Below are 24717 nucleotides of genomic sequence, written 5' to 3'. Positions count from 1 at the left end.
TTATCCTTTTGGAAATGCTTTATTGAACGGCTTAACATCTATGTGTGCGTAGATCCCTTCTTTTAAAAAAGGTTCTGCTTGCAGCCAAATATCTAAGGCTTCACGGCTTTCAAAATCAAGAATCATAGTACTGCCATAAAAACCAGCTTGTGGGTCTTCACGGTCTTTGGGCATTGCACCTGCAACGATGACACGGCCTTCAGCATCTAACTGTTCGAGGCGAGCTATATGTTGTGGGCGTACAGCTAGGCGTTTTTCTACGGTACCTGCATAATCGGTACAGGTAATGATAAATAGAGGCATCTTAATGTTCCAATATGCTGATCGTCAGCGCTTATTCTTGGGAGGATTTAAAGTGCTTACGCAATACAATAAACTGGATAATAATAAACGATAACATCACTAACATGTCACCAAAAGCGGTAAAATTTACCCAAACTGCATGGTCTTTTGATGGATCTGGATAAATAAAACCAAAGAAACAATGTAGAAATGCCATGAAGCAAAATAAGCCGACCCATGCTAAGTTAAGTTTAATCCAACCAGCTTTAGTTAATTCTAAAATGGGATCAAACATACGTTGAATCAGTGGTTTTTTCTCTTTACCTATCATTGGGCTAATTAGAAAGGCCAGACTAAAGGCAAGATTTAAAAAGATCGCTTTATAAATCATAAAGTCGCCATCACGTAGGGCGAGTGTTAAGCCACCAAAAATGATGGTACTTACAACCACTAAAATTTGTGCTTTTTCGAGTTTAAATTTTTGCGAAATAAATAAATATAAGTACACGACTAAGGTTGAAACCATCAACGCTAAAGTGGCAACTAAGATATTCCGATTATCTAGTGCACCTGTAATTCCAATGGCTTCCAATACAGCTTGACTCTGTTCTGGCTTTATTAATTTATATACTGCAAAGAATATGATTATTGGTAAATAATCTAAAAATGCTTTCATGTTAAAATATCAAACTGTTCAGGTGAATAATGTAGTATAGAAGATGCAAGGCGTAGATTTACATACACATAGTAATATTTCTGATGGAACTTTGTCTCCAGAACTATTGGTGCTGTCAGCGCTTGAAAAAGGTATTCATACCCTTGCACTGACCGATCACGATACCATGGATGGCTTAAAACTAGCTGAAGAAGTTGCAAAAAATCAACCGATTCAAATTATTTCTGGGGTTGAAATATCGAGTCAATGGTCACGACCTGCGACCCAAAAAAGTTATGGGGTGCATATTGTTGCTTTGAATATGCAAAATCCTGAGCCATTACAACAGCTTCTTATACAACAAAAAAAAATTCGTGCAATCCGTGCCAAGCAAATTTGTGATTTACTCATCCCATTGATTGGGCAAGATATTTACGCTGATGTTTTAGCAAAAGTAGCAGATGAGCCTGACCGTGTAACGCGTACGCATATTGCAAAAGTCTTGGTGGAAAAAGGCATTGTTGCTCGTCCACAACAGGCATTTGATAAATACATTAAAGAAGGCAAAAAAGCCTATGTGAAATTTGATGGTTTAGGTTTGGCGGAAACGATTGAGGTCATTCATCAAAGTCTGGGTTTTGCTGTTTTAGCACACCCAACCCGTTATGATTTATCGGCAACCAATATTCGTTATTTAATTGAAATTTTTGCGCAGCATGGTGGTGATGCCATTGAATTACCGCCAGCCATTGAGCCTTTATCGACTCGGCAAATGGTGGATCGAATGATTGCAGAGTTTAATTTAAAAGTTTCGGTCGGCAGTGATTTTCATGGTGATAATATGCCGTGGATTAAATTGGGCAATATTCCAAGAGTCAAAGAAGGACAAGTTGGGATTTGGGAGAGTTTTAGCTAAATTTTTATCTAAACGCTCAATGTTGCTATCCCACCGTCTTGAAAGAGGGAGTCTAAAAGTCTCCTCTCTGTCAAATGAGTAGGATTATAAAAGATTATGATCCTGTGCTTGAATTGGAGGCGGGGTGGGTTTGCCTAATGTGCCTAGTAATTCAATTTCAATCGTACGAACCATCGAGTCTAAGGGAAGATCATTACTTTGGGTCCCAAAGGGTTCTTCAATTTCACTACTTAAAGCATCTAAGCCTAAAAATGTATAAGCTAAAATTCCAACCAATAATGGTGTTGCTAATCCCAATAAAGAGCCTAAGCTAAATGGCAACATAAAACAGAAAAAGTACACGGTACGGTTTAATAAAACTGAATATGCAAAGGGTAACGGCGTTGTAGCGATACGGTCACAGCCGGTTTGTACTAAACTTAGCTCGTTTACATGTTCATTTAACTGGGCATAAATAATGTCAGAAATTTCACCCTCTTTGAGCGCCTGCATCAATTCCCATTGAATTAAACTGAGCGTGTATTGTGGTGCATTATTTTGCTGATAGAGCTGTGCTAGAGCCTGTTGGCTCATGCCACTGGTTTCGATGAGCGAGATTGGGTTTGCAGTTTGATGACGTAGGCGGTCTCGTAGGACATTGGCAAATACAATCACGTGATGAATAATTCGTTCCCGACGACCTTGTGGGAACATACGACAATCACGGTCAAAATGACGCGCATTCGCAATCAACATACCCCATAACTTACGTGCTTCCCACCAGCGGTCATAACATGCGGTATTTTTAAAGCCCAAGAAAATGGACAGTACGACACCAATCAGGGTAAAACCAACTAAAGGTAATTCTGGGAATCGATAGAGATCAGTATATTCAACTCCGCCGACGATTGCGGAAATGAGCATCACTACACCTAAGGGCGGCAAAACTTTAGGTAAAATTGTGCCACGCCAAGAGAATAATAGTTTTAAGGTGTCGTTTTGTTCACGAACAATCATATTATTTGAATCAACATATTTTAAGTTGATCCTACTAGTTCAAAAGGCTTTGTCAATATGAATTCAGCATTCTCTGTGGACTTTTGAGTAGATCATGCTCTACAAAAGAAAAAGAAGATTCAGGTGCAATAATAATGTGATCGAGTACTTTAATTTCGACTAAATGACATGCGTGCAAAATTTCTTGAGTTAACTGCAAATCTTCAGCGGAAGGTTGGGCAATTCCTTTGGGATGATTATGTGCAATCACAATTCCAGTAGCATGAGATTGTATGGCATGTCTAAGTAATTGGTTGATTGAAATAGCACAATAATTTATTGAGCCAAAGAACAGTTTTTTAAAATTTATTTTCCGCAGTTGCGCATCTAAACAGAGTACTGCAAAGACTTCTTGTGATTCTCCAATTAATTCATAGCGTAGGTAATCCTGGATTAAATCGGAGCGACTTAGGTCTATACCTTGATAAAGTTGTTGTTTAATATAGCGTCGTCCCAGTTCTTTGACAGCCATAAGTTGCGAATATTTGGTTTCAGCAATGCCATGGAATTGACTTAACTGTTCTAATGAGGCATCGAATACTGGATTTAATCCATCAAAATGTTGAATCAGTAGGCGTGCGAGTTCCACCGCAGAATGCTGTTTGGAGCCAGATCTAAGAAAAATCGCCAAAAGTTCAGCATCAGAAAGACTTTCAGCGCCTTGTTGGAGTAAGCGCTCTCGTGGACGTTCTTGTTGTGGCCATTGTTTAATTGAGTGATTCATTATTATTCGCTTCGTTGATTTATTTTACTTTTATTTTCCCCAGCGAATTGCTTGGGTCACTGAATATTTAATGATATTGTGAGCGCCACTGCAACAGAAAGGTGACATGAGCGTGAGTTTTGATCTCAGTGTGATTTCCAATAAAAAAATTATTCTTGCTGTAACAGGGGGGATTGCTGCTTATAAAAGTGCGATCTTGGTACGTAGACTCAAAGATTTTGGTTTTGATGTTCGTGTCGTAATGACTAAAGGGGCACAAGCATTTGTTACCCCTTTAACATTTCAAGCACTCTCAGGTAATCCAGTCCATACTGAATTATTAGATCCTGAAGCTGAAGCAGGTATGGGGCATATTGAATTGGCACGTTGGGCAGATTTAGTTTTGGTTGCTCCCGCCAGTTGCGATACGATTGCTAAGTTTTCTGCTGGTTTAGCAGATGATTTACTCAGTACCTTGTATTTAGCGACTAAAGCACCAGTTTGGGTTGCACCTGCAATGAATCAACAAATGTGGGCAGCAAAAGCGACGCAACGCAATCTGAATACTTTGGTGGAAGATGGTGTACATGTCATTATGCCAGAGGCAGGTTCTCAAGCATGTGGTGATGTGGGCTTAGGGCGTATGCCTGAACCTGAAGATTTGGCTCAACAAGTCATGGATTACTTTCATCGTGCGCAACGTGCCATTGCAGAAAAATTTGGCATGTTAGCAGGGAAACGAGTTGTTGTGACTGCTGGCCCAACTCGTGAAGCAATTGATCCAGTCCGCTATATTTCCAACCATAGTACTGGAAAGATGGGCTTTGCAATTGCAGCTGCCTGTTATGCTGCTGGCGCAAAAGTAACGTTACTTGCGGGGCCAGTTAGTTTGGATACACCCAATGGTGTCCACCGTATTAATGTATCATCTGCGATAAAAATGTTAGATGAAAGTATGCATCAACTTGAAGAAGGGTGCGATATCTTCATTGCCACCGCAGCTGTGGCTGATTATCGAGTTGCTGAAATTGCGGAGCATAAAATTAAAAAAGCAGGCGATGAGCTGCATGTCAGTTTAGTGAAAAATCCAGACATTGTTGCAACTATTGCACAGCAAGAAAAACGTCCATTTATGGTGGGTTTTGCAGCAGAAACACGCAATGTTGAAGAATATGCCGCAGGAAAATTAGTTGCTAAAAAGCTGGATATGATTGCGTGTAATGACGTATCTCGTGCAGATATTGGTTTTGCTTCTGATGAAAATGCCATGGTTGTCTTTTTTGCTGATCAATACCACTTAGAAAAGCGTGATTTAGAGAAAGCCTCGAAACAGGACATTGCACAACAGTTGGTTGAAGCGATTCATGATGCGCAGCACCATGAAATTGAACCAGTTTAATATGAATTAGCGATAAGGTTTTATGAAAATGCAACGATGTCGTTGCATTTTTTATGTATGCTGAGTGGGTTGTACAACCAAAAGCTTATCTGTACATTAGGCCATGCTTAAATGCTAAGAATAACTACATTTTGAAAAGGATAGTCAATATGATCAAAAAAACCTTCGCTACACTGATGATGATTACAAGCTTGAGTATTAGCAGTATGACTTTTGCTGCTGATCTTGAACAGAATATGAAAACCCTTGGCAAGAATTACAAAGCCTTTAATCAATCTAGTAATTCAACTGATGCAATGCAAGCTTTAAATAATATGCGTATTGCAGCATTGGATGCAAAAAAAGCTAAATTAGTGCCCCAAGGTGGGCAAGTTGCACAACCTTCATCGGCTGCTTTATTTGATCAATTGGTGGCTGAAATTGATAAAACTAAAGGGTTTGTTCAGGCTGGTCAGTTGGATCATGCCAAAATGGAAGGTAAAAAACTAGGTGAAATTCGCGATCAAGGACATAAAATTTATCGTTAATTAAACTTGAATATGCCATAAAAAAAGACCGCTTAAAGCGGTCTTTTTTTATAATCAGACTTAAATACTTAAGCTTGACCTTCAGCAGCAGTTTCTTGAGCACGTTGCATATTGGCTTCAAATTCTGCATCAAAATTGATTGGAGTAAGAAGCAATTGTGGGAAACTACCTTTAGTTACAAGATCATTCACTGCTTCACGAAGAAATGGGAACAAAATATTTGGGCAATAAGCACCAAGAATGTATGGAAGACGATCTTCTTCAATGCCATCAATCAAGAAAATACCAGCTTGAGTAACATCAACGATAAATGCAGTTTCACCAGCATTATTTGCTTGTACAACTACTTTTAGAGACACTTCAAAGTGAGTTGGATCAACTTTTTCAGCAGCAGATGATAAGTTGATGTTTAACTCAGGCTGCCATTCTTTAGTAAAAACGCTTGCCCCAGGCACTTCAAAAGATAAATCTTTAGTGTAAATACGTTCTAAAGCAAGTTGCGGTTGTTGTTCTTCACTCATTCTTGATTTCCTTAATAATATGAGGTAGTGATTGACGAATTAAACTGCGGCCAACAATGAGTCAAGTTTACCTTCTTTTTCTAAAGCATAAAGTTGGTCAAACCCACCAATAAATTGGTCGTTAATAAAAATTTGAGGTACTGTACGATGTTTGGTATTTTGAATTAACTCCATACGTACTTCAGGTGCTTCATTGGACAAATTAATTTCTGTGAATGCTACGCCCTTACGCTCAAGCAGCTGTTTTGCACGTACACAATACGGGCAGACAGTGGTTGAATAAACTTTTACATCAGCTGTCATAATGACTCCTTAAGCTTATTTTGCTTTAACTAGGGGTAAGCCTTGGGCTTTCCAATTACTGATACCGCCATCTAGACGATAACTATCAGAATGACCGACTTGTTGTAGTGCAGTACCTGCGATTTGACCCATATTGCAAATGAATACAAGTGGACGGTCAGATGCTTTTAACTCTTCAATATGACTTGAAATTTTGCTATATGGAATGTTACGGCTACCACTGATGTGACCTTCGCGGAAATCTTTGGCATCACGTAAGTCAATCAACATCGCATTTTTAGCTTTTACTAAAATTCCAAGTGATTGTGCTGAAATTTTACGACCACTACGTTGTCCTTCAAAAACGAAGAACAAGACAATAAGTGCCCCTAAAATACCAAATAAAAAGGGGTGATTCCCCATAAATTCGAACCAACGTTCCACAAGTCACCTAATTACAAATCAAAACTGGGTAGAGTATAGCCTATATATATGGTGATCAAAATCACTGCTTCAAGGCTGGCATAAAAGAAAACTAATTTTTTTGTTGCGCCTCAGTAATTTCATTAATCAGACGTAAATAACTGTCCAAACGGCGCGGTAAAATTTCACCAGCTTCAGCTGCTTGTTTTAAAGCACACTGTTTTTCATGGGTATGTGTGCAATTACGATACTGACAATGTCCGATTAAATTAAAAATTTCTGGGAAGCCATTTTCAATTTTATCTAAATTTAAATGCCACAGTCCAAATTCACGAATTCCTGGAGAATCGATCAGTGAACCATTTTCCCCAAAACTAATTAAACGGGTAGATGTAGTGGTGTGCTGTCCCAGTGCCGAGTTTTCAGAAATAATATTGGTTTTCTGTGCCGCATTCGGAACAATGGTATTGATGAGTGAGCTTTTACCAACACCAGATTGCCCCACAAAGGCAACCGTTTCACCATCTATACGTTGCATTAATTCAGTTAAATCACCAGCAGACTGGGTCAGTAAAACTTCATAGCCCAAAGCTTGATATTCGGCTACCAGTTTTAATAGAGGATCATTTTCTTTAAGTAAATCAGTTTTATTTAGGACCAACAGTGCGGGAATATCTGCATCTGCACATGCAACCAGATAACGATCAATTAGTGTTGGGGCTGGATCAGGGATGACTGCAAATACAATCACAATAAGACTGATATTGGCCGCAACGGGTTTCACTTTATGATAACGATCAGGACGAGTCAGTAATGAATCACGCGGGTGAATGGCGGAAATAATTCCTAAACCAGTATTTGGATCGGCCTGCCATTTAACTTTATCGCCAGTCACTAAAAGTTCTAGATTAGTTCGTGTATGACAACGCCAAACACTGCCTAACTCTATTGACTTCCAAAAGGCTTCGGGTTCACCTTCTTTAGTTTTGGGTTGTATTGGCGGCTCATCGGGTACCGAAAGGGCTTGTACTTCGAGTTGTCGTCCATAATGTTGGACCACGAGACCTTCTAACTCATTGGAAGTGTCTACATCTTCTTGACGTGTTTTTTGTTGCTTCTGAATCCGGCGTTGCTGCTGTTCAGTTAAACGACGTTTACGAATTAAAGCCATTCATAACCTGAGTAAACCATAATAATAAGAAGGCAAAAATAGCATGATGGGGGCAGTATTTACAGCGAAGATGTAAGAAATTTGCTAGTATTATGGTTTTTTAGCCTAATAAGATTGCACATTTATGAGCAGCACCCCAGACACCCGCTTGATTTGGATTGACCTTGAAATGACGGGTCTCGATACTGACAATGACCAAATTATTGAAGTTGCTACAATTGTGACTGATGATAATTTGAATATTCTTGCGGAAGGTCCAGTACTTGCTGTGCATCAGTCTGATATTGTGCTTAATGCAATGGATGAGTGGAATACTCGCCAACATGGTCAATCGGGTTTAGTCAGCCGTGTACGTCGCAGTAAACTTACGGCACGTGATGCTGAGCTCCAAACATTAGACTTTCTTAAAAAATGGGTTAATCCTAAAACATCTCCGATGTGTGGTAACTCAATTTGCCAAGACCGCCGTTTCTTACATCGTTTAATGCCAGAAATGGAACAATTTTTCCATTATCGTAACTTAGATGTATCTTCGGTCAAAGAGTTAGCTAAACGCTGGCGTCCAGAAATTATGAGCGGTTTAAAAAAGAATGCCTCACATTTAGCTATGGATGATATTCGCGATTCGATTGTTGAATTAAAATATTATCGTCAATATTTTTTTATTATGAATCAACCTGATTAATCTAAAAGTAGTCATTAAAAAAGAGGCTTAAATTGCCTCTTTTTTACGCATTTTGCATTTTAAAATTTTAAGTTATACTGGTTTTGAGCTAAATAAATTGATGTGGTTACAAAAAGAAGCAGGCACTACATCAGTTTGCAAATAAACCACTTTACAATCCTTTTATATTTTTAATTATTACAATGAGTTGAATTATGCAAAGTAATAACCCGATTTTAACCCGCGCGGAAACCTATGCAGATTATGACCAGCCGATGACGGTACAAGGCGCAATTCAAAAGTCAGTATTGCTGACTGTAATTGCAGCAGTACTCGGTTTAGGGATCTTTTTTTATAGCTTTAGTAGTCTAAATGTTGGTCTAGCTTATGCGGCTGCTATGGTTGGTGCAATTGGTGGTTTGATTTTAGCGTTAATCACTACATTTAAACCAAATACAGCACGTGTACTTGCAATTCCGTATGCCTGTTTTGAAGGTGCATTTCTTGGTGGTATCTCTGTTATTTTTCAAATCAAGTTTCCTGGTATTCCGCTACAGGCATTATTAGCCACTTTTGTCACCACTTTAGTGATGTTTGGTTTATATAAATTCCAAATTATTCGCGCCACTGAAAAATTCAAAGCAGTGGTTATGTCTGCAACTATCGCGATTGCATTGGTGTTTGTTGTGCAATTGGTCATGCGTTTAGCATTTGGTTCAAGTATTCCTTTTATTTTTGAAAGCAATTGGCTAGGCATTGGTTTTGCAGCTTTTATTGCAGTGATTGCCTCTTTGAACCTGATTTTAGATTTTGATTTAATTGAAACTGCGGCAGCTCAACGTGCGCCAAAAGCCTTTGAATGGTTGTGTGGTATTGCGTTATTGGCAACCTTGGTCTGGATGTATTATTCATTTATGCGTTTATTGAGTCTGTTGCAAGGTGATGATTAATCTTGAGGTGATCTTCAAAATAAAAAAATCGCTCTAATTTAGGGCGATTTTTTATTCAATTTACGAAACATTGTAAAAAAGATGCATTATGCAATTTCGAAATGCATTGAGAATTGGCATTATGCATACAAACTATTTCGAGTGGAAATTCATGTCACAAGGACTTTTGGCGGGAAAACGCTTTTTAATCGCGGGTGTCGCAAGTAAATTATCGATTGCCTTTGGTATTGCACAAGCCTTACATCGTGAAGGGGCAGAACTTGCATTTACTTATCCGAACGAAAAATTAAAAAAACGTGTTGATGATTTTGCTGAGCAATTTGGTTCTAAGCTGGTTTTTCCTTGTGATGTTACGAATGATGCAGACATTGACAATGCATTTGTAGAGCTTGCAAAACACTGGGATGGTTTGGATGGTGTGGTACATTCAATCGGCTTTGCACCAGCACATACATTAGATGGTGATTTTACTGATGTAACGGATCGTGAAGGTTTTAAAATCGCACATGATATCAGTGCATATAGCTTTATTGCGATGGCTCGTGCTGCTAAGCCATTATTGTTAGTGCGCCAAGGCTGTCTATTAACTTTGACTTATCAAGGTTCAGAACGAGTGATGCCAAACTACAATGTAATGGGGATGGCAAAAGCCTCTTTAGAAGCAGGTGTACGTTACTTAGCGTCGAGTTTGGGTGCAGAGGGAATTCGTGTAAATGCGATTTCAGCGGGTCCGATTCGCACACTCGCAGCTTCAGGAATTAAATCTTTCCGTAAAATGTTAGATGCGAATGAAAAAATCTCACCGCTAAAACGTAATGTCACCATTGAAGATGTGGGTAATGCTGCGTTATTCCTATGCTCACCGTGGGCAAATGGAATTACTGGTGAAATTCTATATGTAGATTCAGGCTTTAACACCGTGGGGATGAGCCCAGAAATGATGGCTGCTGACTAAATTTTGCGATTTAAAGTAAAACCGATCAGGTGAAATGATCTTGTCGGGTAAAACGGCCTAGGTTTAGGTGATTTAATGAGAAAGATCCTTTCTAATTTGATCATCCTAACTTGGGCTTTTTTATGGAACATAAGCTTTAAAGCGTAAGATATGAGAAATATTTGATCGAATGACTCTGCTGTCAAAAAATAAAAAATAGATATTCAAAAAGTGATAGCGCGGTTACTCTAAGATCATACTTGTTGTCATGCTGTGTATAAAGGAAAAAACCATGTCTCGTGTTGCTCGCTATCATGCTGATCGTACCAATCAAAAACTCTATTTTGCGCGTTTAGCGTGTCAGCAAGCGGAACAAACGGAGCATGTACAACAAGTTCAAGCGCACCGAGAAGCAGCTGTATTCCATTTACATGGTGCTGTACTGGCTTTTTTACAGGAATTGGTGCGTTATTATGGACTCAACGACTTTACCCCAACCTTGCAGTCTATTGAAGTTCATATGGCAGCCAAAGGGCAGGTATCACCAGAAGTTTTAGTGATGCAAAAATTGGCCAAAGATGGCTTTATTGCAGAACTAAACCGTGCATACCGTTTGTGTCAATATACACCTGAACCAAGTGTACCTGAGCCTGAAAATGAGACCTCTTCAAATTTAATTATTAAGGTCACACAAACGCCACAGGCATGGTTACCAGATGCAAAAATTTTACGCGAATGGCATCATGACTTAACCCAATTGATTGATGGTTTTCGTAATGAGATGGTTGAATTCTAATCTTTTTTAGAAAATCATCTTGAAATTTAATGTTTGAGTACTTATATAAGATACTTAGCAGTTGCAAAGTGCATGCGGTACTTTGCCCCATGTTGAGCATGGAGGATGTATGTCTATAGAACAGTTAAAACAGCTATTTGGTAATCAGGAAGCCGTTCTTGAGCTGGTTCAACTTGAAAATGGTGAGTTGGCTTTGCGAAACTCAGGCTCTGAACAAGAACCTTTGGTCACTATTCAGTTTAATGAAGAAGTGAAAGCATTGCTTGGCGATCAAACTCCTGTCGTTGCTCAGCATATGTTTCAAGCAGCCTTATTTGCATTACTTGAAAAACAAGCCAACGAATGGCAAGCCGAAGTAGTTGATGAGCAACCCAAATATAGAAGTTAATTTAAAACCTTTTTATCCTGAAAACGCACTATAAAGTGCGTTTTTTATAGTTAGAATAAAATATATTTTGCTACTAAGGTGATACAAATATTGATCCCAAAAAGACAATGCCAAGGCCAACTAGCTGTAAGAAAAAAGGATTTTTGGCATCATTCCAATGAAAAATTAAGAACACAATAGAAATAGGATAGAATAATAAACAGCCCAGTCCCCATAAAATACTTGTTTTAAAGGCTGCAATTAAAAAACCAATACCACCAATAATAATGATCGCTAAGCCAAGATAGATAAGTAGCATGCTTTCCCTTTATAATTTGAATATTTCACATCATTTTTCTTATTAAGAGGTCTTTAGTCTTAGGACTATTTTGTGAAATTAGGTTGTTTTAGTAAATAAATCAATAGCTTTTCATCAGAATATAAAAGGCTGTCTATTGAAATAACAGCCTGATATCTAAATTGATAAAATTTTAATGGGTTGGATTGTGATGATGCGCAATTTGAATTTGATTTAAAATATGATTGCTCATATTTGTTGCCATTTCCTCTTTGGCATAATAGACCTCACCAATATGATCCGCACGAATCACTTCGGCTTCCTCTTTACTTTCTGCGCACACTAAAACTTGAATTTGTGGATTGAGTAATTTTGCTGTATCAACAATTTTATGAATATCTAAAATATCCATAGGTGAAATCACTAAAAGACGTGCATGTTGAATGTGGGCTTGAATGAGTACACTTGGCTCAGTTGCGCGACCAGAGACAGCGGCAATCCCTTTTTCACGTAAATTTTCAACTTTCTCACGATTTTCTTCAGCAATAACTACTTTTATGTCATTTTCCATCAACGTTTTGGTCATACGGCGTCCGACTTCACCATAACCAACAATCACCACTTGATCACGTAAATAGTCTTGATCGACTTCATCAGGCAGCATGGCAAGTGGGTCACCACTGCGTTCCAGTAAACGGGCTAAATGTGAACGTTCACGAATCCAGTTTTGCACAGGTTCAATGGCCGAGAAAAGGAAGGAGTTTAGGGTGATTGAGAATAGCGCACCTGCAAGAATTAGATTCTGTGCATCAGGGGTAAGTAAGCCAAGAGATAAACCCAAAGTGGCTAAAATGAATGAAAACTCACCAATTTGTGCCAGACTTGCACCTACGGTTAGCGCAGTATTTAATGGATAGCGGAAGAACAGTACCAGTGCCATGGCCGCAATAGTTTTACCAATCATAATGATGGCGATAACAGCAAGAATATGTAGTGGTTGTTCAATAATGATTCGAGGATCAAACAGCATTCCGACAGAAACAAAGAATAGAATTGAAAAAACTTCACGTAAAGGTAGCGTTTCTTCTTCTGCACGGTGACTGAAATCCGATTCTTTGACCACCATTCCTGCAAAGAATGCACCCAATGCCATAGAAACGCCAAAGACTGCGTATGAGCCATAGGCAATTGAAATGGCCGCTGCAACGACGGTAAGTGTAAACAGCTCTCTAGAGCCTAAACGTGCAACATGTTGCATGATCATGGGTACAAGACGTTTACCAATAATGAGCATAAAGGCAATAAAGCCGATCACCTTTAACAAGGTAATACTCAGCGTGAGCCAAATATTGTCATTATTCACATGGCCTTCTGCAGCATGACCACCGAGTAACACTGCAGTAGCAGGAAGTAACACCAGCACTAAGACCATCACCAAGTCTTCGACCAGCAACCAACCCACGGCAATTTTACCATTCACTGAATTGAGTAAACCTTTGTCACCTAAGGCTTTAAGTAAGACTACGGTACTTGCACAAGATAGACTAAGGCCGAAAACGAGGGCAGAACCCAAGCTCCATCCCCAAAAGATGGAAACCGCCATGCCGAGTAATGTTGCCACTGCAATTTGTAAAATTGCACCAGGAAGGGCAATGCGTCGAACTTGTAAAAGATCATTCAGTGAAAAATGCATACCAACACCGAACATTAAGAACATGACGCCCAGTTCAGCCAGTTGATTTGCAAGTGCTAGATCACCAACAATCCCAGGGGTGTTGGGGCTAATAATAATACCGGCAATGAGATAGCCAATGAGGGGGGGTAGACGTAACCGTGCAGCGATATAGCCAAAAATGAGGGCAATACCAAAACCGACTGCAAGTAAAATAATCAAATCTACATCATGAGGCACTAAAAATTCCTTAAATTAAGCAGGTGTAATTATGAAAACAAAGAAAAAGAAAAAAGAAAGCGAAAACGCTGGCTAAAGTTTAGCAAGCTGAGTAAAAAAAATGCAAAAAAAACGACCCATTTGGGTCGTTTTTTTTAGAAAACTAAAATTATTTAATTTTAGCTTCTTTGAAAATTACGTGTTGACGGATTTTTGGATCAAATTTTTTGATTTCCATTTTTTCCGGCATAGTACGTTTGTTCTTAGTAGTGGTATAGAAATAACCTGTACCAGCTGAAGAAACTAGACGAATTTTATCACGCATGGTTCAGACTCCTTAGACCTTTTGACCTTGAGCACGAATGTCCGCAAGAACCTTTTCGATACCCAATTTGTCGATAATACGCATACCCTTAGTGGTTAGACGAAGACGCACAAAACGTTTTTCGCTTTCTACCCAGAAACGGTGGTGATGCAGGTTCGGCTCGAACCGGCGTTTGGTTTTGTTATTGGCGTGCGAGACGTTGTTACCAACGACTGGACGCTTGCCGGTAACTTGGCAAACCTTAGACATGGTGTAACTCCATTGATTTAGCCAACAGCAAAACTGTATGGCCAGTCAAAAATAAACGGATGAATTCCTTCAAGGGGCGTTTTATACCAAAATTCCGCTTAAAAGACAAGCGGAATTGATTAAAACTCGACAGGATCAAGTGCGATAGATCATGCCTTGATCAGTTATCGTAGAAAGGTTTTCTCTAGAATTTTAACAAAAGGCTTGTTAAAAGGTGGCAAAATGAACTTAATGCTAAACAGCTTGGGAATAGACATTACTGAGCGTTCATGTGACAAACTAAAGAAACCTTCTGGACCATGATATTTCCCCATACCTGAAGCACCTACGCCACCAAATGGTAAATCGTCTTGTGCGACATGGGTTAATACAGCATTTTGACCAAAGTGCCCCGAATGCGTACGTTGCGAGACATAATCCGCACGTGCATTATCAAAGTCGAAATAGTATAAAGCAAGAGGACGCGGACCGCTATTGATAAAGTCAATAACATCGTCAATTTTCTCATATTCCATGATCGGTAAAATTGGACCAAAGATTTCATTTTTCATGATCTGCATATCTGGCGTAATGTCTGTCAATAATGTCGGTGCAATTTTACGCACATGAGTTAAGTCTTCATTCTGCGGATTTAGCTCTATATAGGTTGCACCTCGTATTCGTGCATCTTCCAAATAGCCTTGTATACGGTTGTATTGTTTGTCGTTGATGATCGATGTGTAGTCTTGGTTGTTTGCCAAAGTTGGATACATCTCATTAACCACTGTTTTATAACACTTAACAAATTCGGCTGTTTTACCTTTGGGTAGGAACATATAGTCTGGTGCAACACAGGTTTGCCCTGCATTCCATAGCTTTCCAAAAGCAATTCGTTGAGCGACTTCTTTAAGATCACTGGATGGATGAACTACAACAGGAGATTTTCCTCCAAGCTCTAAAATCACAGGAACTAAGTTTTCAGCCGCAGCGGCCATGACGGTTTTACCGACATTGGTTGAGCCGGTGAAAATCATCTTGTCGAAAGCTAAGTGACAGAAAGCATCAGACAATGCTCCACCACCAGTGACCACTGCAACCAATTCTTGTGGGAATGCTTCAGAAAGTGCATTTTCAAGAACATGGCCAAAATTCATCGATGAACTTGAAATTTTGATCATGGCATGGTTGCCCGCCGCCAAAGCACAAATTAGTGGTCCAAGCGAAAGTAGCAAGGGGTAATTCCAAGGTGTGATAATCCCAACTACACCTAAAGGTTGATATTGCACCCAAGCTTTCGCCGGTTGATGAATAATCCCAACATGACGTTTAGAAGGCTTCATCCAATGGGTTAAATGCTTGCTATAATACTTGATGTGTTCTAAACAGGTGAGTAATTCACCTATTTTAGTTTCAGTGACTGAACGGTTACCATAATCTTGATTAATTGCATCTGCAATTTGATCTTGATATTTTACTAAGACCTTTTTTAGACGTGCCAAACGTTCTATGCGTTCCTTAGCTGTAGGAACAGGATAGCGTTGATAAGCCGACTTTTGCTGAGCTAAAATATCATGCAAATGTTGGACTTCTGGCGAATAGGGAGTCATAGAATTTGTTTTTGTTTGACTGTTCATGACAAACACCATTTACGAAAAGATTAATTTAATCTATTTTTTAGAGTAAATACTCTAAATAGTCAAGTCACTTTATGTGTTAGCGTATGCTAACGGTTAAAAATGGTATTACGATGTCGAGCTCTAAAACATTGAAAACGAAAGATCGGATATTGCAGATTAGCTTGCAACTTTTTAATGAGCGTGGCGAGCGTTCGGTGACGACCAATCATATTGCAGCTGAGTTGGGGATTAGTCCTGGCAATCTGTACTATCACTTTCGTAATAAACAAGAAATCATTAAAGAGTTAATGGAGCAGTACCAAAAAGAAACTTTGGATATGCTGGCATTGCCCGATGACCGACCAGTCAATGCAAATGATAAAATTCGCTATTTCCAAGTGCTGAGCAGCCAACTGTGGGAATATCGTTTTCTACATCGTGATGTTTATCATTTAGTCGAAAATAATGCTGATTTTAGAAAAATTTATCCACGATTTGCGGGTAAGGTGATGCAACAAGGGCAAAAAATTTATCATGCCTTTGTAGAGGCTGGTTTAATGCAAATGACCTCTTCTGAAATTGAAGCATTGATCATTAATATTTGGATTGTACTGACCAACTGGACTAACTTCCTATATATGTCTGGGCATTTGAGTGATTCCAACCATCTCGATGAAAAATGGATTTGGTTAGCATTACGTCAAATGGTGTTTTTAGAAGGAGCTTATTTGCGTGGTGAAAGCCGTGAAACCTATGAGCGGTTACTAGAATCATTCGGTTCTTCCGAATTATTTGAAAGTTTATCGACCTCAAAAATTGAATGAAGTGCATTTTAAAACGAGGTGATTTTGAATCGCCTCTCAAAAAGGGTTAGAATGTTCGGCTGTTTTTAAATTTAACTTAGAAGTGATATACATCAACATGAACATGACTACTGCCAACACAGCACGTTTACTGATTACTTGTGAAGACAAGCCCGGTATTGTGCAAGCTGTATCGAGCTTTTTGTATCATCAAGGCGCAAATATTACGGCGCTTGATCAATATGCAACAGAAGCTCAGGGTGGGCGTTATTTCATGCGTGTTGAGTTTGAATTGGATCATTTACAAGCACGTAAAGATGCATTACTACAAACATTTGAGAATAATGTTGCTGGGCGTTATGCCATGCAATGGCGTATGGCGCTGGTTAGTGATGTGAAAAAAGTTGGTATTCTTGTGTCTCGAGTTGACCATGCTTTACTTGAGCTTTTATGGCGTCATGCACGTGGGGGATTACCTTGTGAAATTACACAAGTAATATCTAACCATGAGGATTTACGTGAGTCAGTCGAAAATTTTGGTATTCCTTTTATCGTTGTTCCTGTGAACAAAGACAATAAAGAAGAAGCATATGCCAAAATTGATGAATTGATGCAAGGTAATGATTTACTTGTACTTGCCCGCTATATGCAAATTTTGAGTGAAAGTTTTGTACAAAAATGGCAAATGAAAGTCATTAATATTCATCATTCTTTTTTACCTGCTTTTGTTGGAGCGAATCCGTACAAACAAGCACATGAAAAAGGTGTGAAATTGATTGGCGCAACTGCACACTATGTGACAGCCGAGCTGGATCAAGGTCCGATTATTGAACAAGATGTTGAGCGCGTAAATCATGACTTTACTGTCGAGCAATTGCGTGAACTTGGCCAAGACGTTGAACGAAATGTACTGGCACGTGCTGTGAAATGGCATTTGGAAGACCGAATCATTGTTGATGGCAATAAGACAGTGATATTTCAATAAGTTATAATTTTTTATATTCAAGAAGGGATGTTTTTATACATCCCTTTTATATTTTCAATTTAGAAAATCGATTAAAAGTATAGAAAAAGTAGTTGTAAATGAAAACACTTCTCATTTATACTTATCGCACTTTAATTGTTCGATCCGATGAGTTCGATTTACAAATTCATTTTTGTAGTCTATCTCTGGTTTAGGTATACAGATTCATATGAGTCAATCTTCCACAGCAAGTCTTGAATTTCCTCCTTCGATGAAAAAAACAGTGCTCACGGCATTGTTGGCCGTCGTGATCGGTCATATGGGTGTGCTCTGGGCAGTGAGCAATATGAAAGCACCTGAGTTAAAACCGATCGAAAAAACGCCGTTAAAAGTTAAATTTCTTAAAATTGTGGAAGATATTCCACCACCACCTGCTCCTGCTGAGCCGATTAAACCCAAAGTACAGCCACCCAAGCCTAAAGTTGAACCCGTACTGCCAAAGCCAGTGCTGAAACCCAAAGTGATTGCAAATAAAGCAGTGGCGGTCGAAAAAAAGATCATTCAGCAAGATGATACGCAAGAAAAGATTAAGCTAGAGAAGAAAAAAATTGAAAACCAACGTCTTGATGAGCAAAAACGCTTAGATCAGCTTAAAAAAGATCAAGCTCTGAAAGATCAACAGGCGAGAGAGCAAGCGGCTAAAGATCAAGCAGCACGCGATCAGGCAGCTAAAGATCAAGCAGCACGTGATAAAGCTGAAAGTGATGCTAAAAATGCACCGCGTAAGTTTAGTGCAGGAGATGTATCGTGGGCCAAAAAACCACGTCTCTCTTTTACCAATAAAGATTTGGAAAATGTTAAAAGAACAGTTGTAGTTAATATTATCGCTACAGCTGATGGAAAAATTACGAATGTAAAAGTGACTAAGTCGAGTGGTTTACCTGCTTTAGATGATAAAGTTTTACGTGCAGTTCGTGGTGCTAAATTTGTAGCTTCTAAAGATGGTCGCGCAATTTATGGCGATTTACCTTTTGAATTAGAGTTAACCAGCTAACATATTAATTAGGAGTTCGAGTATGAACTTTTCAGTTTATTGGCAACATGCAGATGCAGTCAGTAAAACACTGTACTTCGTGCTTTTGATCATGTCTATTGCGACTTGGACGGTATTTATTCTTCGTTTGATGGGAACCCGTCAATTGAAGCAGCAAGCCCAAGTACATCTTGCTCAAGCGGTGAGTAAATTAAAAGCAAAACTTGCGCCATTAGCATTTGAACAGCGTAAAGCGGTGGCAGAACAAGCACTACTTCGTCAAATTTCGGTAGAAAAATCTTCTGCTGAGAATGGTGTCGCAGTGTTAGGAACAATTGCTTCGATTGCACCATTTGTTGGTTTATTTGGTACTGTGTGGGGAATTTTTCATGCCCTTGTTGCTGTCGGTAAAAGTGGACAAGCTGGTTTAGCACAAGTAGCAACACCTGTTGGTGAAGCACTGATTATGACAGGTCTTGGTTTAGCTGTGGCGATTCCAGCTGTTTTAGCCTACAACATTTGTGTGCGTTTTAATCGAACTTTATCGAATGAGTTACAAGATCAAGCCCATGGTTTATTGATTGATACAATGCTGCAACAAGATTCATCTCCCCAGAAAGCGGAAGTGAATACTGCTGAAAATGTTCTAGTTGGAGGTCAAGCTTAATGGCATTTCAATTGGGGGAAGATAATGATTCTGGTATGAATGAGATGAACCTCATTCCGCTGATCGATATTATGTTGGTATTGATGATCATCTTTTTGGTGACAGCAACCGTTGCGAACCCATCAATACCATTAACCTTACCAAAAACCACAGCTGAAGTCATAGCACCACCACCAGAAGCCATTACCATTAGTATTAATGAAAAAGGTGAAGTGGCTTGGAATAGTCAAATTATTAGTTTGGATGAGCTGCAACAGCGCTTTGATGAAGAAGGGCAAAAAGCAACGAAACCAGCAGTCCAGTTGAGAGCTGATAAAGACTCACGCTATGATACTGTGGCACAAGTCATGTCTCGTGCCAGCAAGGCAGGTTTAAATGATCTGGCATTTCTGAGTGATAACTAAGCTTTCTTGATAAAGCGACATAAAAAAGCGATCTCATTGGATCGCTTTTTTATGTCTTAATATTACTTAAGCAATTCTTGAAATTTACTACTTAACTTTAATAGTTTGGGTGGAATAGAAAAATTACAATATCCCTGAGATGGATTACGTGCGTAAAAATTTTGATGATAATCTTCTGCAGGATAGAAGGTCGGAGCAGGGCTCAGCTCAGTCACAATATTTAAACCCTCTGCTTTTAATTGATTGATATACACTTCTGCTTCGGCTTGTTGCTGAGCATTAAAGTAATAAATCACTGAGCGATATTGTGTTCCAACATCGTTACCTTGGCGATTTAAAGTAGTGGGGTCGTGAGTTGCAAAAAAGACATCAAGTAGTTGTTTAAAGTTAATTTGGCTTTCATCAAAATCAATCAAAATCACTTCGGCATGACCAGTATTACCTGTACAAATATCATCATAGCTTGGATTTAAAGTGTGGCCACCAGCATAACCACTGGTGACTTTTTCTATGCCTTTAAGTTGTAAAAAAACTGATTCAGTACACCAAAAACATCCACCACCGAATAGTGCTTGTTGCATGATAAAAATCCTTATTCTTTTGATCAGTCAATACTATATAAACTGATCATGAAGTCATTATGTAATTTTATTTTTTATATGTAAAAAGAGCCTGAAATTCAGACTCTTTTTTTATGCTAAATTAGCGTGGTTGAACTGTACTTTTGTATTTCAACACGACATTTCCATGACGATCTAAAAGTTTTAAAGTCTGGCCATAGACTTGATAGCCTGCAACTTTACTTAGTGCTTCATTATATTTGTTGGATAATTCCATTGTTTCCATACACATCATTTTGGTTGCAGCCATTGGGCTTAAATTAATTTGGTTGCCTTTGATGACATAAGAACCCATTAAACGATTACAACCATCTGTACCACTGACACGCATATCATTGGAATTAAATTGAAGACTCGGTACATGGTTTGGATCGGTTTTATATTCAACAGCGCCGATGTGTGTCATGACCCATGTTTTATTTTGTAGAAGTGCTAAATTCTGTTCTTGCTGTATTGTGCTCGGCATAGATGTACAACCTACAACGGCTAAAGTTGATGAAATAAGTACAGTGGCAATAAGTTTTTTTAACATGAGTTATCCTTATATCGAATCCATTTATACTATCTAAACAAAAAAATGAGTAAATCGCTATGTTTAGAATGTATCTCTGTATAAATTTTATTCTGATTAAAGATTAATGTTGCGCTAATGGCAAGCCAGTTCGAATTATTTCTGAATAGCTTAAATGATCTGTATATGGAGAATGCTTTAAATTTTGTGTTTTAGGATTCACATGTGAATATTGATACCATTCTTTCATAGACCATTGATGGCTAATTGCACCTAAATCATAGAGATAGTTAGGTAAATATCCAGAGGCTAGCAGCCGATAATCTGTCGGTAATTGTTGTGGTGAAATGGCTTGTATCATATCGAAAACTAAAGTGGTGCAATTGCTGGTGAGGGTGTTGTACCACTGTGGCTGGGCACGCAACTCATCTGATTTTTTTAAATATTCTAAGAATAATGCCTGCATTTCAGCTTTTGGCATTTTAATGGGAAAAAAGTAAACTTGTTCACCACGAATATTGCTCCGCGTATAAACAATATCTTGTTCATCTGCTGCCACTAAACTGAGTTCAAATTGACGAAAAAACCCGCCAATGGCTGAAAAACTCTCTGATTTTTCTTTACGAATTTCGATCGAGAAGACCAAGGGTTTTTGATCGGTGAAATCAAAACTGACTAAGGTATGGGCAATTTGAGGACCCATCCAATAGGACGTGATGATATTGATGCCACTGATATGCTCTAAGTTATAGCGACGAGTATCCCAATGCTCATCGAATTGATCTTTGCTATACCATGTGAAATCTCGAATATTATGTAAGGTGACGATATTTCCTTGTTTTTCATAACTCAGTATACGCGCTACCTCAGGACTCCAATCTCTATTTTGCTGTGCTGGAATATTAAAATACCAAAATAAACTGCCGATAAAAGCGAGGATGTAAATAATGAGATCTTTACGTCTACTTAATACCTTTTGATGAATGTATATACCTAAAATACTAAGTGAAAATAAGCTCCAAATTACAATTATGATCCGACTCAACAGCCATCCGCCGGGTTGTTGAATCCATATTGCGATACAGAGCCAAATTGAAGAAAGAATGATAAATAAACTAAATAGGGAGTGTAGTAACCCCACTCCTAAAGCATGAACGAATTCTTTTTTTCCAATGTTATGCATATTTAGTTATTTTTAATGAATAAGTTTTAGGTTTGTTTTTGATATGTTGCAAACTCAAAAGCAATAGCTGTTTTGTCATCACGGTGTGATTCACTGGCTATTTTTTTAAATTCTTTCGGGATTTCAGGATAATGAGCATCACCTTGAACATCAAGTTCTACATGTGTCAATTCTAGACGATCCGTGATCGCAATTGTTTGTTTAAAGATTTCACCACCGCCAATAATAAAAATAGACTCAGGTTTTTCTGAGGCTTTAACATCTGGAATAGCTTGTTCTAATGCTTCTTCAATACTGTGTGCAACTTTAACACTTTCAAATGTCCAGTTAGGGTCTCGAGTAATCACCCAATTGATACGTTTCGGTAAGGCACGGCCCATCGATTCAAGGGTTTTTCGCCCCATCACCACCACACCACCTTGCGTGATTTCTTTAAAGTGTTTGAGATCTGCTGAAATATGCCAAGGTAAATCATTACCTTTACCAATACAGCGTTGTTGATCCATTGCTACGACATGCACAATTTCGAAATTTTGATAAGCCATAAAGAACTCTTTTAAATTCCTCCCAATAGGCAGATAGAGCTGAGTAAGGGAGGAGGATGAATATTTAAATCAATCTTTAAACTGCTACTGGAGCTTTAATTGCTGGATGTGATTCATAGCCGATGACCTCAATATCTTCAAATTTAAAATCAAAAAGATCGGTGATTTCGGGATTAAGTTTTAATTGGCTCAACGCTAAAGGTTCGCGGCTTAATTGTAATTGTGCTTGCTCAAAATGATTCACATATAGATGTGTGTCACCGCCCGTCCAAACAAAATCACCTACAGCCAGACCACAGACTTGTGCAATCATATGGGTAAGTAAGGCATAACTAGCAATATTAAAAGGTACACCTAAGAATACATCTGCGCTACGTTGATAGAGCTGACAAGAGAGCTTGCCATCTTGAACAAAAAATTGGAATAAGGTATGGCAGGGTGGCAATGCCACTTGTCCTGCTTCTTGAGGATTCCAACCAGACACAATTAAACGGCGTGAATTGGGATTGGTTTTAATTTCATTGACTAACCATTGGATTTGATCAAAACCATCTTGTTCATATAAACCATTTTCTTTTTTGCTTGCACCAAAATTACGCCATTGATGACCATAAACAGGGCCCAGCTCTCCTTCTGGACGACCAAAACGAGCAGTTTGTTCAGCGGTAGACCATTCATTCCAAATCGTTACTTTATTGTCCTTTAAATATTGGACATTGGTATCACCTTTTAAAAACCACAATAGTTCAATGACGATAGAGCGAAAATGAACTTTCTTGGTTGTGAGGAGTGGAAAACCTTTAGAAAGATCAAAACGCATCTGATGACCAAATACAGAACGTGTACCTGTACCTGTACGGTCGCCTTTATCGCCGCCGTTGTCGAGGATGTGTTGTAGAAGGTCTAAATACGCTTTCATAAATTTCCCAGTCTGAGGATCATAAATGACAACACAGGTGACAGTTTGTGTCGTTCAACGATGATTCCGTAATATTTCTAAATAGTCATAGAGTTTATACTAAATAGACATGGTTTTTAAGACAGATTATTTTGATCCTAATTTTAAAATAGACAACAAGAGAGAACAATGATGAATATGAGTTGGAGTGATATTCCTGAAACGATTCAACCCTATAAAGAGAAAATTTTGATCACGGCTACACCAAGTTTAGAAATGACGTTGGTTTCTGATGACAATTTGGCTTTGTGGCAAAGTAAAGTAGGCGGCGCGCCCTATGTACCTGTAAATCATCAATATCCTATTGATTCAAACAGTATTCCACTTAAATTGCTGGCACAAATTAATTTTTCAGAGATACCTTTACATCCAGACCTACCTGCAACAGGAATTTTACAATTTTTTATTGGTGGTGATGATTTATACGGTGCTAATTTTGAAAAGGGGCAACAACAGAATGGATTTCGAGTTTTATTTTTTGATGATGTGATTTTAGATAAAACTCAACTTCAGCAAGACTTTAGCTCCTATTTAACTCAATTTAAAGATGAAGAATACTATTCACCAATTTCAGGTCAATACCGTATCGAGTTTAAACCTGTGGTTCAATATATTAGTGTTGATGATTTTTCTTTTGGGCAGAAAGTATTAGCAGTAGAACAGCTTTATGATTTTGAAGAACAGTTTGAGGGTGAAGATTTCTATGAAGAATGGTTGGAACCCTATTGTGAAAAATTTTCTGCAAATGGGCATCGTTTGATGGGTTATCCTTTTTTCACACAGTCTGATCCACGAGAGTATGAAAAAAATATTCAAGACTATGTCTTGTTATTGCAAATTGATAGTGATGCAAGTGAGGGGAACGATATTATGTGGGGCGATGTCGGTGTCGGTAATTTTTTTATTCATCCCGATGATTTAAAAAAACGTGATTTTTCAAAGGTTTTATACAATTGGGATTGCAGTTAATTATATTGTAAAGCACTGTTTATTCTAAAAATAGACAGTTAAATTTTAAAAAATAATTCAAGTTGGTTTTAATTTGA

Annotated in this window: 32 protein-coding genes; 14 read left to right on the top strand and 18 right to left on the bottom strand. The window is 38.5% G+C overall.

Annotated elements, in window-relative coordinates:
• Both B9T27_RS06000 and B9T27_RS05995 read right to left on the bottom strand, forming a co-directional pair.
• Complete coding sequence (locus B9T27_RS06000; protein WP_086205921.1) at nt 1-303, bottom strand: YciI family protein; 303 nt, start codon at nt 301-303, stop codon at nt 1-3.
• A 31-nt stretch (nt 304-334) separates the two neighbouring features.
• Complete coding sequence (locus B9T27_RS05995) at nt 335-958, bottom strand: inner membrane-spanning protein YciB (RefSeq protein WP_086205920.1); 624 nt, start codon at nt 956-958, stop codon at nt 335-337.
• Nucleotides 959-1001: 43 nt separating this feature from the next.
• Here B9T27_RS05995 and B9T27_RS05990 point away from each other — a divergent pair, with 43 nt between their 5' ends.
• Complete coding sequence (locus tag B9T27_RS05990) at nt 1002-1853, top strand: PHP domain-containing protein (protein WP_086205919.1); 852 nt, start codon at nt 1002-1004, stop codon at nt 1851-1853.
• 84 nt (nt 1854-1937) lie between these two features.
• On the opposite strand, the gene B9T27_RS05985 is transcribed toward B9T27_RS05990, so the two are convergent.
• Together B9T27_RS05985 and radC are read right to left on the bottom strand one after the other, a co-directional pair.
• Nucleotides 1938-2849, bottom strand: a complete 912-nt coding sequence (locus tag B9T27_RS05985) for a bestrophin family protein (protein ID WP_086205918.1) — start codon at nt 2847-2849, stop codon at nt 1938-1940.
• 52 nt (nt 2850-2901) lie between these two features.
• Nucleotides 2902-3612 carry a RadC family protein gene (radC, locus tag B9T27_RS05980; RefSeq protein ID WP_086205917.1) on the bottom strand — a complete coding sequence of 237 codons (711 nt, stop codon included), beginning with the start codon at nt 3610-3612 and terminating at the stop codon, nt 2902-2904.
• 112 nt (nt 3613-3724) lie between these two features.
• Here radC and coaBC point away from each other — a divergent pair, with 112 nt between their 5' ends.
• Both coaBC and B9T27_RS05970 read left to right on the top strand, forming a co-directional pair.
• Complete coding sequence (coaBC, locus tag B9T27_RS05975; protein WP_086205916.1) at nt 3725-4990, top strand: bifunctional phosphopantothenoylcysteine decarboxylase/phosphopantothenate--cysteine ligase CoaBC; 1266 nt, start codon at nt 3725-3727, stop codon at nt 4988-4990.
• Nucleotides 4991-5139: 149 nt separating this feature from the next.
• Nucleotides 5140-5517: a cytochrome b562 gene (locus B9T27_RS05970; RefSeq protein ID WP_086205915.1), complete on the top strand. Its 378-nt coding sequence runs from the start codon at nt 5140-5142 to the stop codon at nt 5515-5517.
• Between the two features lie 68 nt (nt 5518-5585).
• Here the strand turns inward: B9T27_RS05970 and secB are convergent, their stop codons facing one another.
• The 4 genes from secB to rsgA all read right to left on the bottom strand — a co-directional run bounded on the left by secB (nt 5586) and on the right by rsgA (nt 7914).
• Nucleotides 5586-6038, bottom strand: a complete 453-nt coding sequence (gene secB, locus B9T27_RS05965; RefSeq protein ID WP_086203983.1) for a protein-export chaperone SecB — start codon at nt 6036-6038, stop codon at nt 5586-5588.
• Nucleotides 6039-6077: 39 nt separating this feature from the next.
• Nucleotides 6078-6341 carry a glutaredoxin 3 gene (gene grxC / locus B9T27_RS05960; RefSeq protein WP_086205914.1) on the bottom strand — a complete coding sequence of 88 codons (264 nt, stop codon included), beginning with the start codon at nt 6339-6341 and terminating at the stop codon, nt 6078-6080.
• A gap of 15 nt (nt 6342-6356) precedes the next feature.
• Nucleotides 6357-6764, bottom strand: a complete 408-nt coding sequence (locus B9T27_RS05955; RefSeq protein ID WP_086205913.1) for a rhodanese-like domain-containing protein — start codon at nt 6762-6764, stop codon at nt 6357-6359.
• A gap of 91 nt (nt 6765-6855) precedes the next feature.
• Nucleotides 6856-7914 (bottom strand): ribosome small subunit-dependent GTPase A, encoded by a 1059-nt coding sequence (rsgA, locus tag B9T27_RS05950; RefSeq protein WP_086205912.1) that lies wholly within the window; start codon nt 7912-7914, stop codon nt 6856-6858.
• A 124-nt stretch (nt 7915-8038) separates the two neighbouring features.
• Here rsgA and orn point away from each other — a divergent pair, with 124 nt between their 5' ends.
• From orn to B9T27_RS05925, 5 genes are all read left to right on the top strand, one after another.
• The gene (gene orn / locus B9T27_RS05945) at nt 8039-8599 is read left to right on the top strand and encodes an oligoribonuclease (protein WP_086205911.1); all 561 of its coding nucleotides are present in this window, start codon (nt 8039-8041) and stop codon (nt 8597-8599) included.
• A 194-nt stretch (nt 8600-8793) separates the two neighbouring features.
• Nucleotides 8794-9528, top strand: a complete 735-nt coding sequence (locus B9T27_RS05940; protein ID WP_086205910.1) for a Bax inhibitor-1/YccA family membrane protein — start codon at nt 8794-8796, stop codon at nt 9526-9528.
• 88 nt (nt 9529-9616) lie between these two features.
• Nucleotides 9617-10483, top strand: a complete 867-nt coding sequence (locus B9T27_RS05935; RefSeq protein WP_213033009.1) for an enoyl-ACP reductase FabI — start codon at nt 9617-9619, stop codon at nt 10481-10483.
• Between the two features lie 271 nt (nt 10484-10754).
• Nucleotides 10755-11258 carry a DUF6586 family protein gene (locus B9T27_RS05930; protein WP_086205909.1) on the top strand — a complete coding sequence of 168 codons (504 nt, stop codon included), beginning with the start codon at nt 10755-10757 and terminating at the stop codon, nt 11256-11258.
• 109 nt (nt 11259-11367) lie between these two features.
• Nucleotides 11368-11646, top strand: a complete 279-nt coding sequence (locus B9T27_RS05925; RefSeq protein WP_086205908.1) for a hypothetical protein — start codon at nt 11368-11370, stop codon at nt 11644-11646.
• Between the two features lie 73 nt (nt 11647-11719).
• Here the strand turns inward: B9T27_RS05925 and B9T27_RS05920 are convergent, their stop codons facing one another.
• From B9T27_RS05920 to B9T27_RS05900, 5 genes are all read right to left on the bottom strand, one after another.
• Nucleotides 11720-11944 carry a hypothetical protein gene (locus tag B9T27_RS05920; protein ID WP_086205907.1) on the bottom strand — a complete coding sequence of 75 codons (225 nt, stop codon included), beginning with the start codon at nt 11942-11944 and terminating at the stop codon, nt 11720-11722.
• Between the two features lie 172 nt (nt 11945-12116).
• Nucleotides 12117-13835 (bottom strand): cation:proton antiporter, encoded by a 1719-nt coding sequence (locus tag B9T27_RS05915; protein ID WP_086205906.1) that lies wholly within the window; start codon nt 13833-13835, stop codon nt 12117-12119.
• 148 nt (nt 13836-13983) lie between these two features.
• On the bottom strand, nt 13984-14139 hold the full coding sequence (gene rpmG / locus B9T27_RS05910) for a 50S ribosomal protein L33 (RefSeq protein WP_001205031.1): 156 nt from the start codon (nt 14137-14139) through the stop codon (nt 13984-13986).
• Nucleotides 14140-14151: 12 nt separating this feature from the next.
• The gene (rpmB, locus tag B9T27_RS05905) at nt 14152-14388 is read right to left on the bottom strand and encodes a 50S ribosomal protein L28 (protein WP_086203994.1); all 237 of its coding nucleotides are present in this window, start codon (nt 14386-14388) and stop codon (nt 14152-14154) included.
• Nucleotides 14389-14552: 164 nt separating this feature from the next.
• On the bottom strand, nt 14553-16001 hold the full coding sequence (locus B9T27_RS05900; protein WP_086205905.1) for a coniferyl aldehyde dehydrogenase: 1449 nt from the start codon (nt 15999-16001) through the stop codon (nt 14553-14555).
• Between the two features lie 113 nt (nt 16002-16114).
• Here B9T27_RS05900 and B9T27_RS05895 point away from each other — a divergent pair, with 113 nt between their 5' ends.
• The 5 genes from B9T27_RS05895 to B9T27_RS05875 all read left to right on the top strand — a co-directional run bounded on the left by B9T27_RS05895 (nt 16115) and on the right by B9T27_RS05875 (nt 19854).
• Nucleotides 16115-16807, top strand: coding sequence for a TetR/AcrR family transcriptional regulator (locus B9T27_RS05895; RefSeq protein WP_086205959.1), 693 nt, complete (start codon nt 16115-16117; stop codon nt 16805-16807).
• A 97-nt stretch (nt 16808-16904) separates the two neighbouring features.
• Nucleotides 16905-17771 carry a formyltetrahydrofolate deformylase gene (gene purU, locus B9T27_RS05890; RefSeq protein ID WP_086205904.1) on the top strand — a complete coding sequence of 289 codons (867 nt, stop codon included), beginning with the start codon at nt 16905-16907 and terminating at the stop codon, nt 17769-17771.
• A 208-nt stretch (nt 17772-17979) separates the two neighbouring features.
• A complete protein-coding gene (locus B9T27_RS05885) occupies nt 17980-18804 on the top strand; it encodes an energy transducer TonB (RefSeq protein ID WP_086205903.1) in 825 nt (274 codons plus the stop codon).
• Nucleotides 18805-18826: 22 nt separating this feature from the next.
• Entirely contained in the window at nt 18827-19450 is a 624-nt protein-coding gene (locus tag B9T27_RS05880; protein ID WP_086205902.1) for a MotA/TolQ/ExbB proton channel family protein, read from the top strand.
• A complete protein-coding gene (locus B9T27_RS05875) occupies nt 19450-19854 on the top strand; it encodes an ExbD/TolR family protein (RefSeq protein ID WP_086205901.1) in 405 nt (134 codons plus the stop codon). Before B9T27_RS05880 ends, B9T27_RS05875 begins: the two co-directional genes overlap by 1 nt.
• A 62-nt stretch (nt 19855-19916) precedes the next feature.
• Here the strand turns inward: B9T27_RS05875 and msrA are convergent, their stop codons facing one another.
• The 5 genes from msrA to thyA form a co-directional block, all read right to left on the bottom strand.
• Entirely contained in the window at nt 19917-20435 is a 519-nt protein-coding gene (gene msrA / locus B9T27_RS05870; protein ID WP_086205900.1) for a peptide-methionine (S)-S-oxide reductase MsrA, read from the bottom strand.
• Nucleotides 20436-20556: 121 nt separating this feature from the next.
• A complete protein-coding gene (locus B9T27_RS05865; protein ID WP_086205899.1) occupies nt 20557-21006 on the bottom strand; it encodes an META domain-containing protein in 450 nt (149 codons plus the stop codon).
• Nucleotides 21007-21109: 103 nt separating this feature from the next.
• Nucleotides 21110-22168 (bottom strand): DUF4105 domain-containing protein, encoded by a 1059-nt coding sequence (locus B9T27_RS05860; RefSeq protein WP_086205898.1) that lies wholly within the window; start codon nt 22166-22168, stop codon nt 21110-21112.
• Nucleotides 22169-22194: 26 nt separating this feature from the next.
• Nucleotides 22195-22713, bottom strand: a complete 519-nt coding sequence (locus B9T27_RS05855) for a dihydrofolate reductase (protein WP_086205897.1) — start codon at nt 22711-22713, stop codon at nt 22195-22197.
• A 76-nt stretch (nt 22714-22789) separates the two neighbouring features.
• A complete protein-coding gene (gene thyA / locus B9T27_RS05850) occupies nt 22790-23632 on the bottom strand; it encodes a thymidylate synthase (RefSeq protein ID WP_086205896.1) in 843 nt (280 codons plus the stop codon).
• 171 nt (nt 23633-23803) lie between these two features.
• Between thyA and B9T27_RS05845 the strand changes: the two genes are divergently transcribed.
• Nucleotides 23804-24640 carry a YwqG family protein gene (locus B9T27_RS05845; protein ID WP_086205958.1) on the top strand — a complete coding sequence of 279 codons (837 nt, stop codon included), beginning with the start codon at nt 23804-23806 and terminating at the stop codon, nt 24638-24640.
• The last annotated feature ends 77 nt before the right edge of the window (nt 24641-24717 follow it).

The organism is Acinetobacter sp. ANC 4648, assembly GCF_002135345.1.
Classification (GTDB): domain Bacteria; phylum Pseudomonadota; class Gammaproteobacteria; order Pseudomonadales; family Moraxellaceae; genus Acinetobacter.
The sequence above is the reverse complement of the archived record's forward strand: the minus strand, read 5'-3'. Positions and strand labels throughout refer to the sequence as shown.

Coding starts and splice junctions, on each gene's coding strand:
- B9T27_RS06000 (WP_086205921.1), bottom strand. CDS start 303: ATGCCTCTATTTATCATTACCTGTACCGATTATGCAGGTACCGTAGAA.
- B9T27_RS05995 (WP_086205920.1), bottom strand. CDS start 958: ATGAAAGCATTTTTAGATTATTTACCAATAATCATATTCTTTGCAGTA.
- B9T27_RS05990 (WP_086205919.1), top strand. CDS start 1,002: ATGCAAGGCGTAGATTTACATACACATAGTAATATTTCTGATGGAACT.
- B9T27_RS05985 (WP_086205918.1), bottom strand. CDS start 2,849: ATGATTGTTCGTGAACAAAACGACACCTTAAAACTATTATTCTCTTGG.
- radC (WP_086205917.1), bottom strand. CDS start 3,612: ATGAATCACTCAATTAAACAATGGCCACAACAAGAACGTCCACGAGAG.
- B9T27_RS05970 (WP_086205915.1), top strand. CDS start 5,140: ATGATCAAAAAAACCTTCGCTACACTGATGATGATTACAAGCTTGAGT.
- secB (WP_086203983.1), bottom strand. CDS start 6,038: ATGAGTGAAGAACAACAACCGCAACTTGCTTTAGAACGTATTTACACT.
- grxC (WP_086205914.1), bottom strand. CDS start 6,341: ATGACAGCTGATGTAAAAGTTTATTCAACCACTGTCTGCCCGTATTGT.
- rsgA (WP_086205912.1), bottom strand. CDS start 7,914: ATGGCTTTAATTCGTAAACGTCGTTTAACTGAACAGCAGCAACGCCGG.
- orn (WP_086205911.1), top strand. CDS start 8,039: ATGAGCAGCACCCCAGACACCCGCTTGATTTGGATTGACCTTGAAATG.
- B9T27_RS05940 (WP_086205910.1), top strand. CDS start 8,794: ATGCAAAGTAATAACCCGATTTTAACCCGCGCGGAAACCTATGCAGAT.
- B9T27_RS05935 (WP_213033009.1), top strand. CDS start 9,617: ATGCAATTTCGAAATGCATTGAGAATTGGCATTATGCATACAAACTAT.
- B9T27_RS05930 (WP_086205909.1), top strand. CDS start 10,755: ATGTCTCGTGTTGCTCGCTATCATGCTGATCGTACCAATCAAAAACTC.
- B9T27_RS05925 (WP_086205908.1), top strand. CDS start 11,368: ATGTCTATAGAACAGTTAAAACAGCTATTTGGTAATCAGGAAGCCGTT.
- B9T27_RS05920 (WP_086205907.1), bottom strand. CDS start 11,944: ATGCTACTTATCTATCTTGGCTTAGCGATCATTATTATTGGTGGTATT.
- rpmG (WP_001205031.1), bottom strand. CDS start 14,139: ATGCGTGATAAAATTCGTCTAGTTTCTTCAGCTGGTACAGGTTATTTC.
- rpmB (WP_086203994.1), bottom strand. CDS start 14,388: ATGTCTAAGGTTTGCCAAGTTACCGGCAAGCGTCCAGTCGTTGGTAAC.
- B9T27_RS05900 (WP_086205905.1), bottom strand. CDS start 16,001: ATGAACAGTCAAACAAAAACAAATTCTATGACTCCCTATTCGCCAGAA.
- B9T27_RS05895 (WP_086205959.1), top strand. CDS start 16,115: ATGTCGAGCTCTAAAACATTGAAAACGAAAGATCGGATATTGCAGATT.
- purU (WP_086205904.1), top strand. CDS start 16,905: ATGAACATGACTACTGCCAACACAGCACGTTTACTGATTACTTGTGAA.
- B9T27_RS05885 (WP_086205903.1), top strand. CDS start 17,980: ATGAGTCAATCTTCCACAGCAAGTCTTGAATTTCCTCCTTCGATGAAA.
- B9T27_RS05880 (WP_086205902.1), top strand. CDS start 18,827: ATGAACTTTTCAGTTTATTGGCAACATGCAGATGCAGTCAGTAAAACA.
- B9T27_RS05875 (WP_086205901.1), top strand. CDS start 19,450: ATGGCATTTCAATTGGGGGAAGATAATGATTCTGGTATGAATGAGATG.
- msrA (WP_086205900.1), bottom strand. CDS start 20,435: ATGCAACAAGCACTATTCGGTGGTGGATGTTTTTGGTGTACTGAATCA.
- B9T27_RS05865 (WP_086205899.1), bottom strand. CDS start 21,006: ATGTTAAAAAAACTTATTGCCACTGTACTTATTTCATCAACTTTAGCC.
- B9T27_RS05860 (WP_086205898.1), bottom strand. CDS start 22,168: ATGCATAACATTGGAAAAAAAGAATTCGTTCATGCTTTAGGAGTGGGG.
- B9T27_RS05855 (WP_086205897.1), bottom strand. CDS start 22,713: ATGGCTTATCAAAATTTCGAAATTGTGCATGTCGTAGCAATGGATCAA.
- thyA (WP_086205896.1), bottom strand. CDS start 23,632: ATGAAAGCGTATTTAGACCTTCTACAACACATCCTCGACAACGGCGGC.
- B9T27_RS05845 (WP_086205958.1), top strand. CDS start 23,804: ATGAATATGAGTTGGAGTGATATTCCTGAAACGATTCAACCCTATAAA.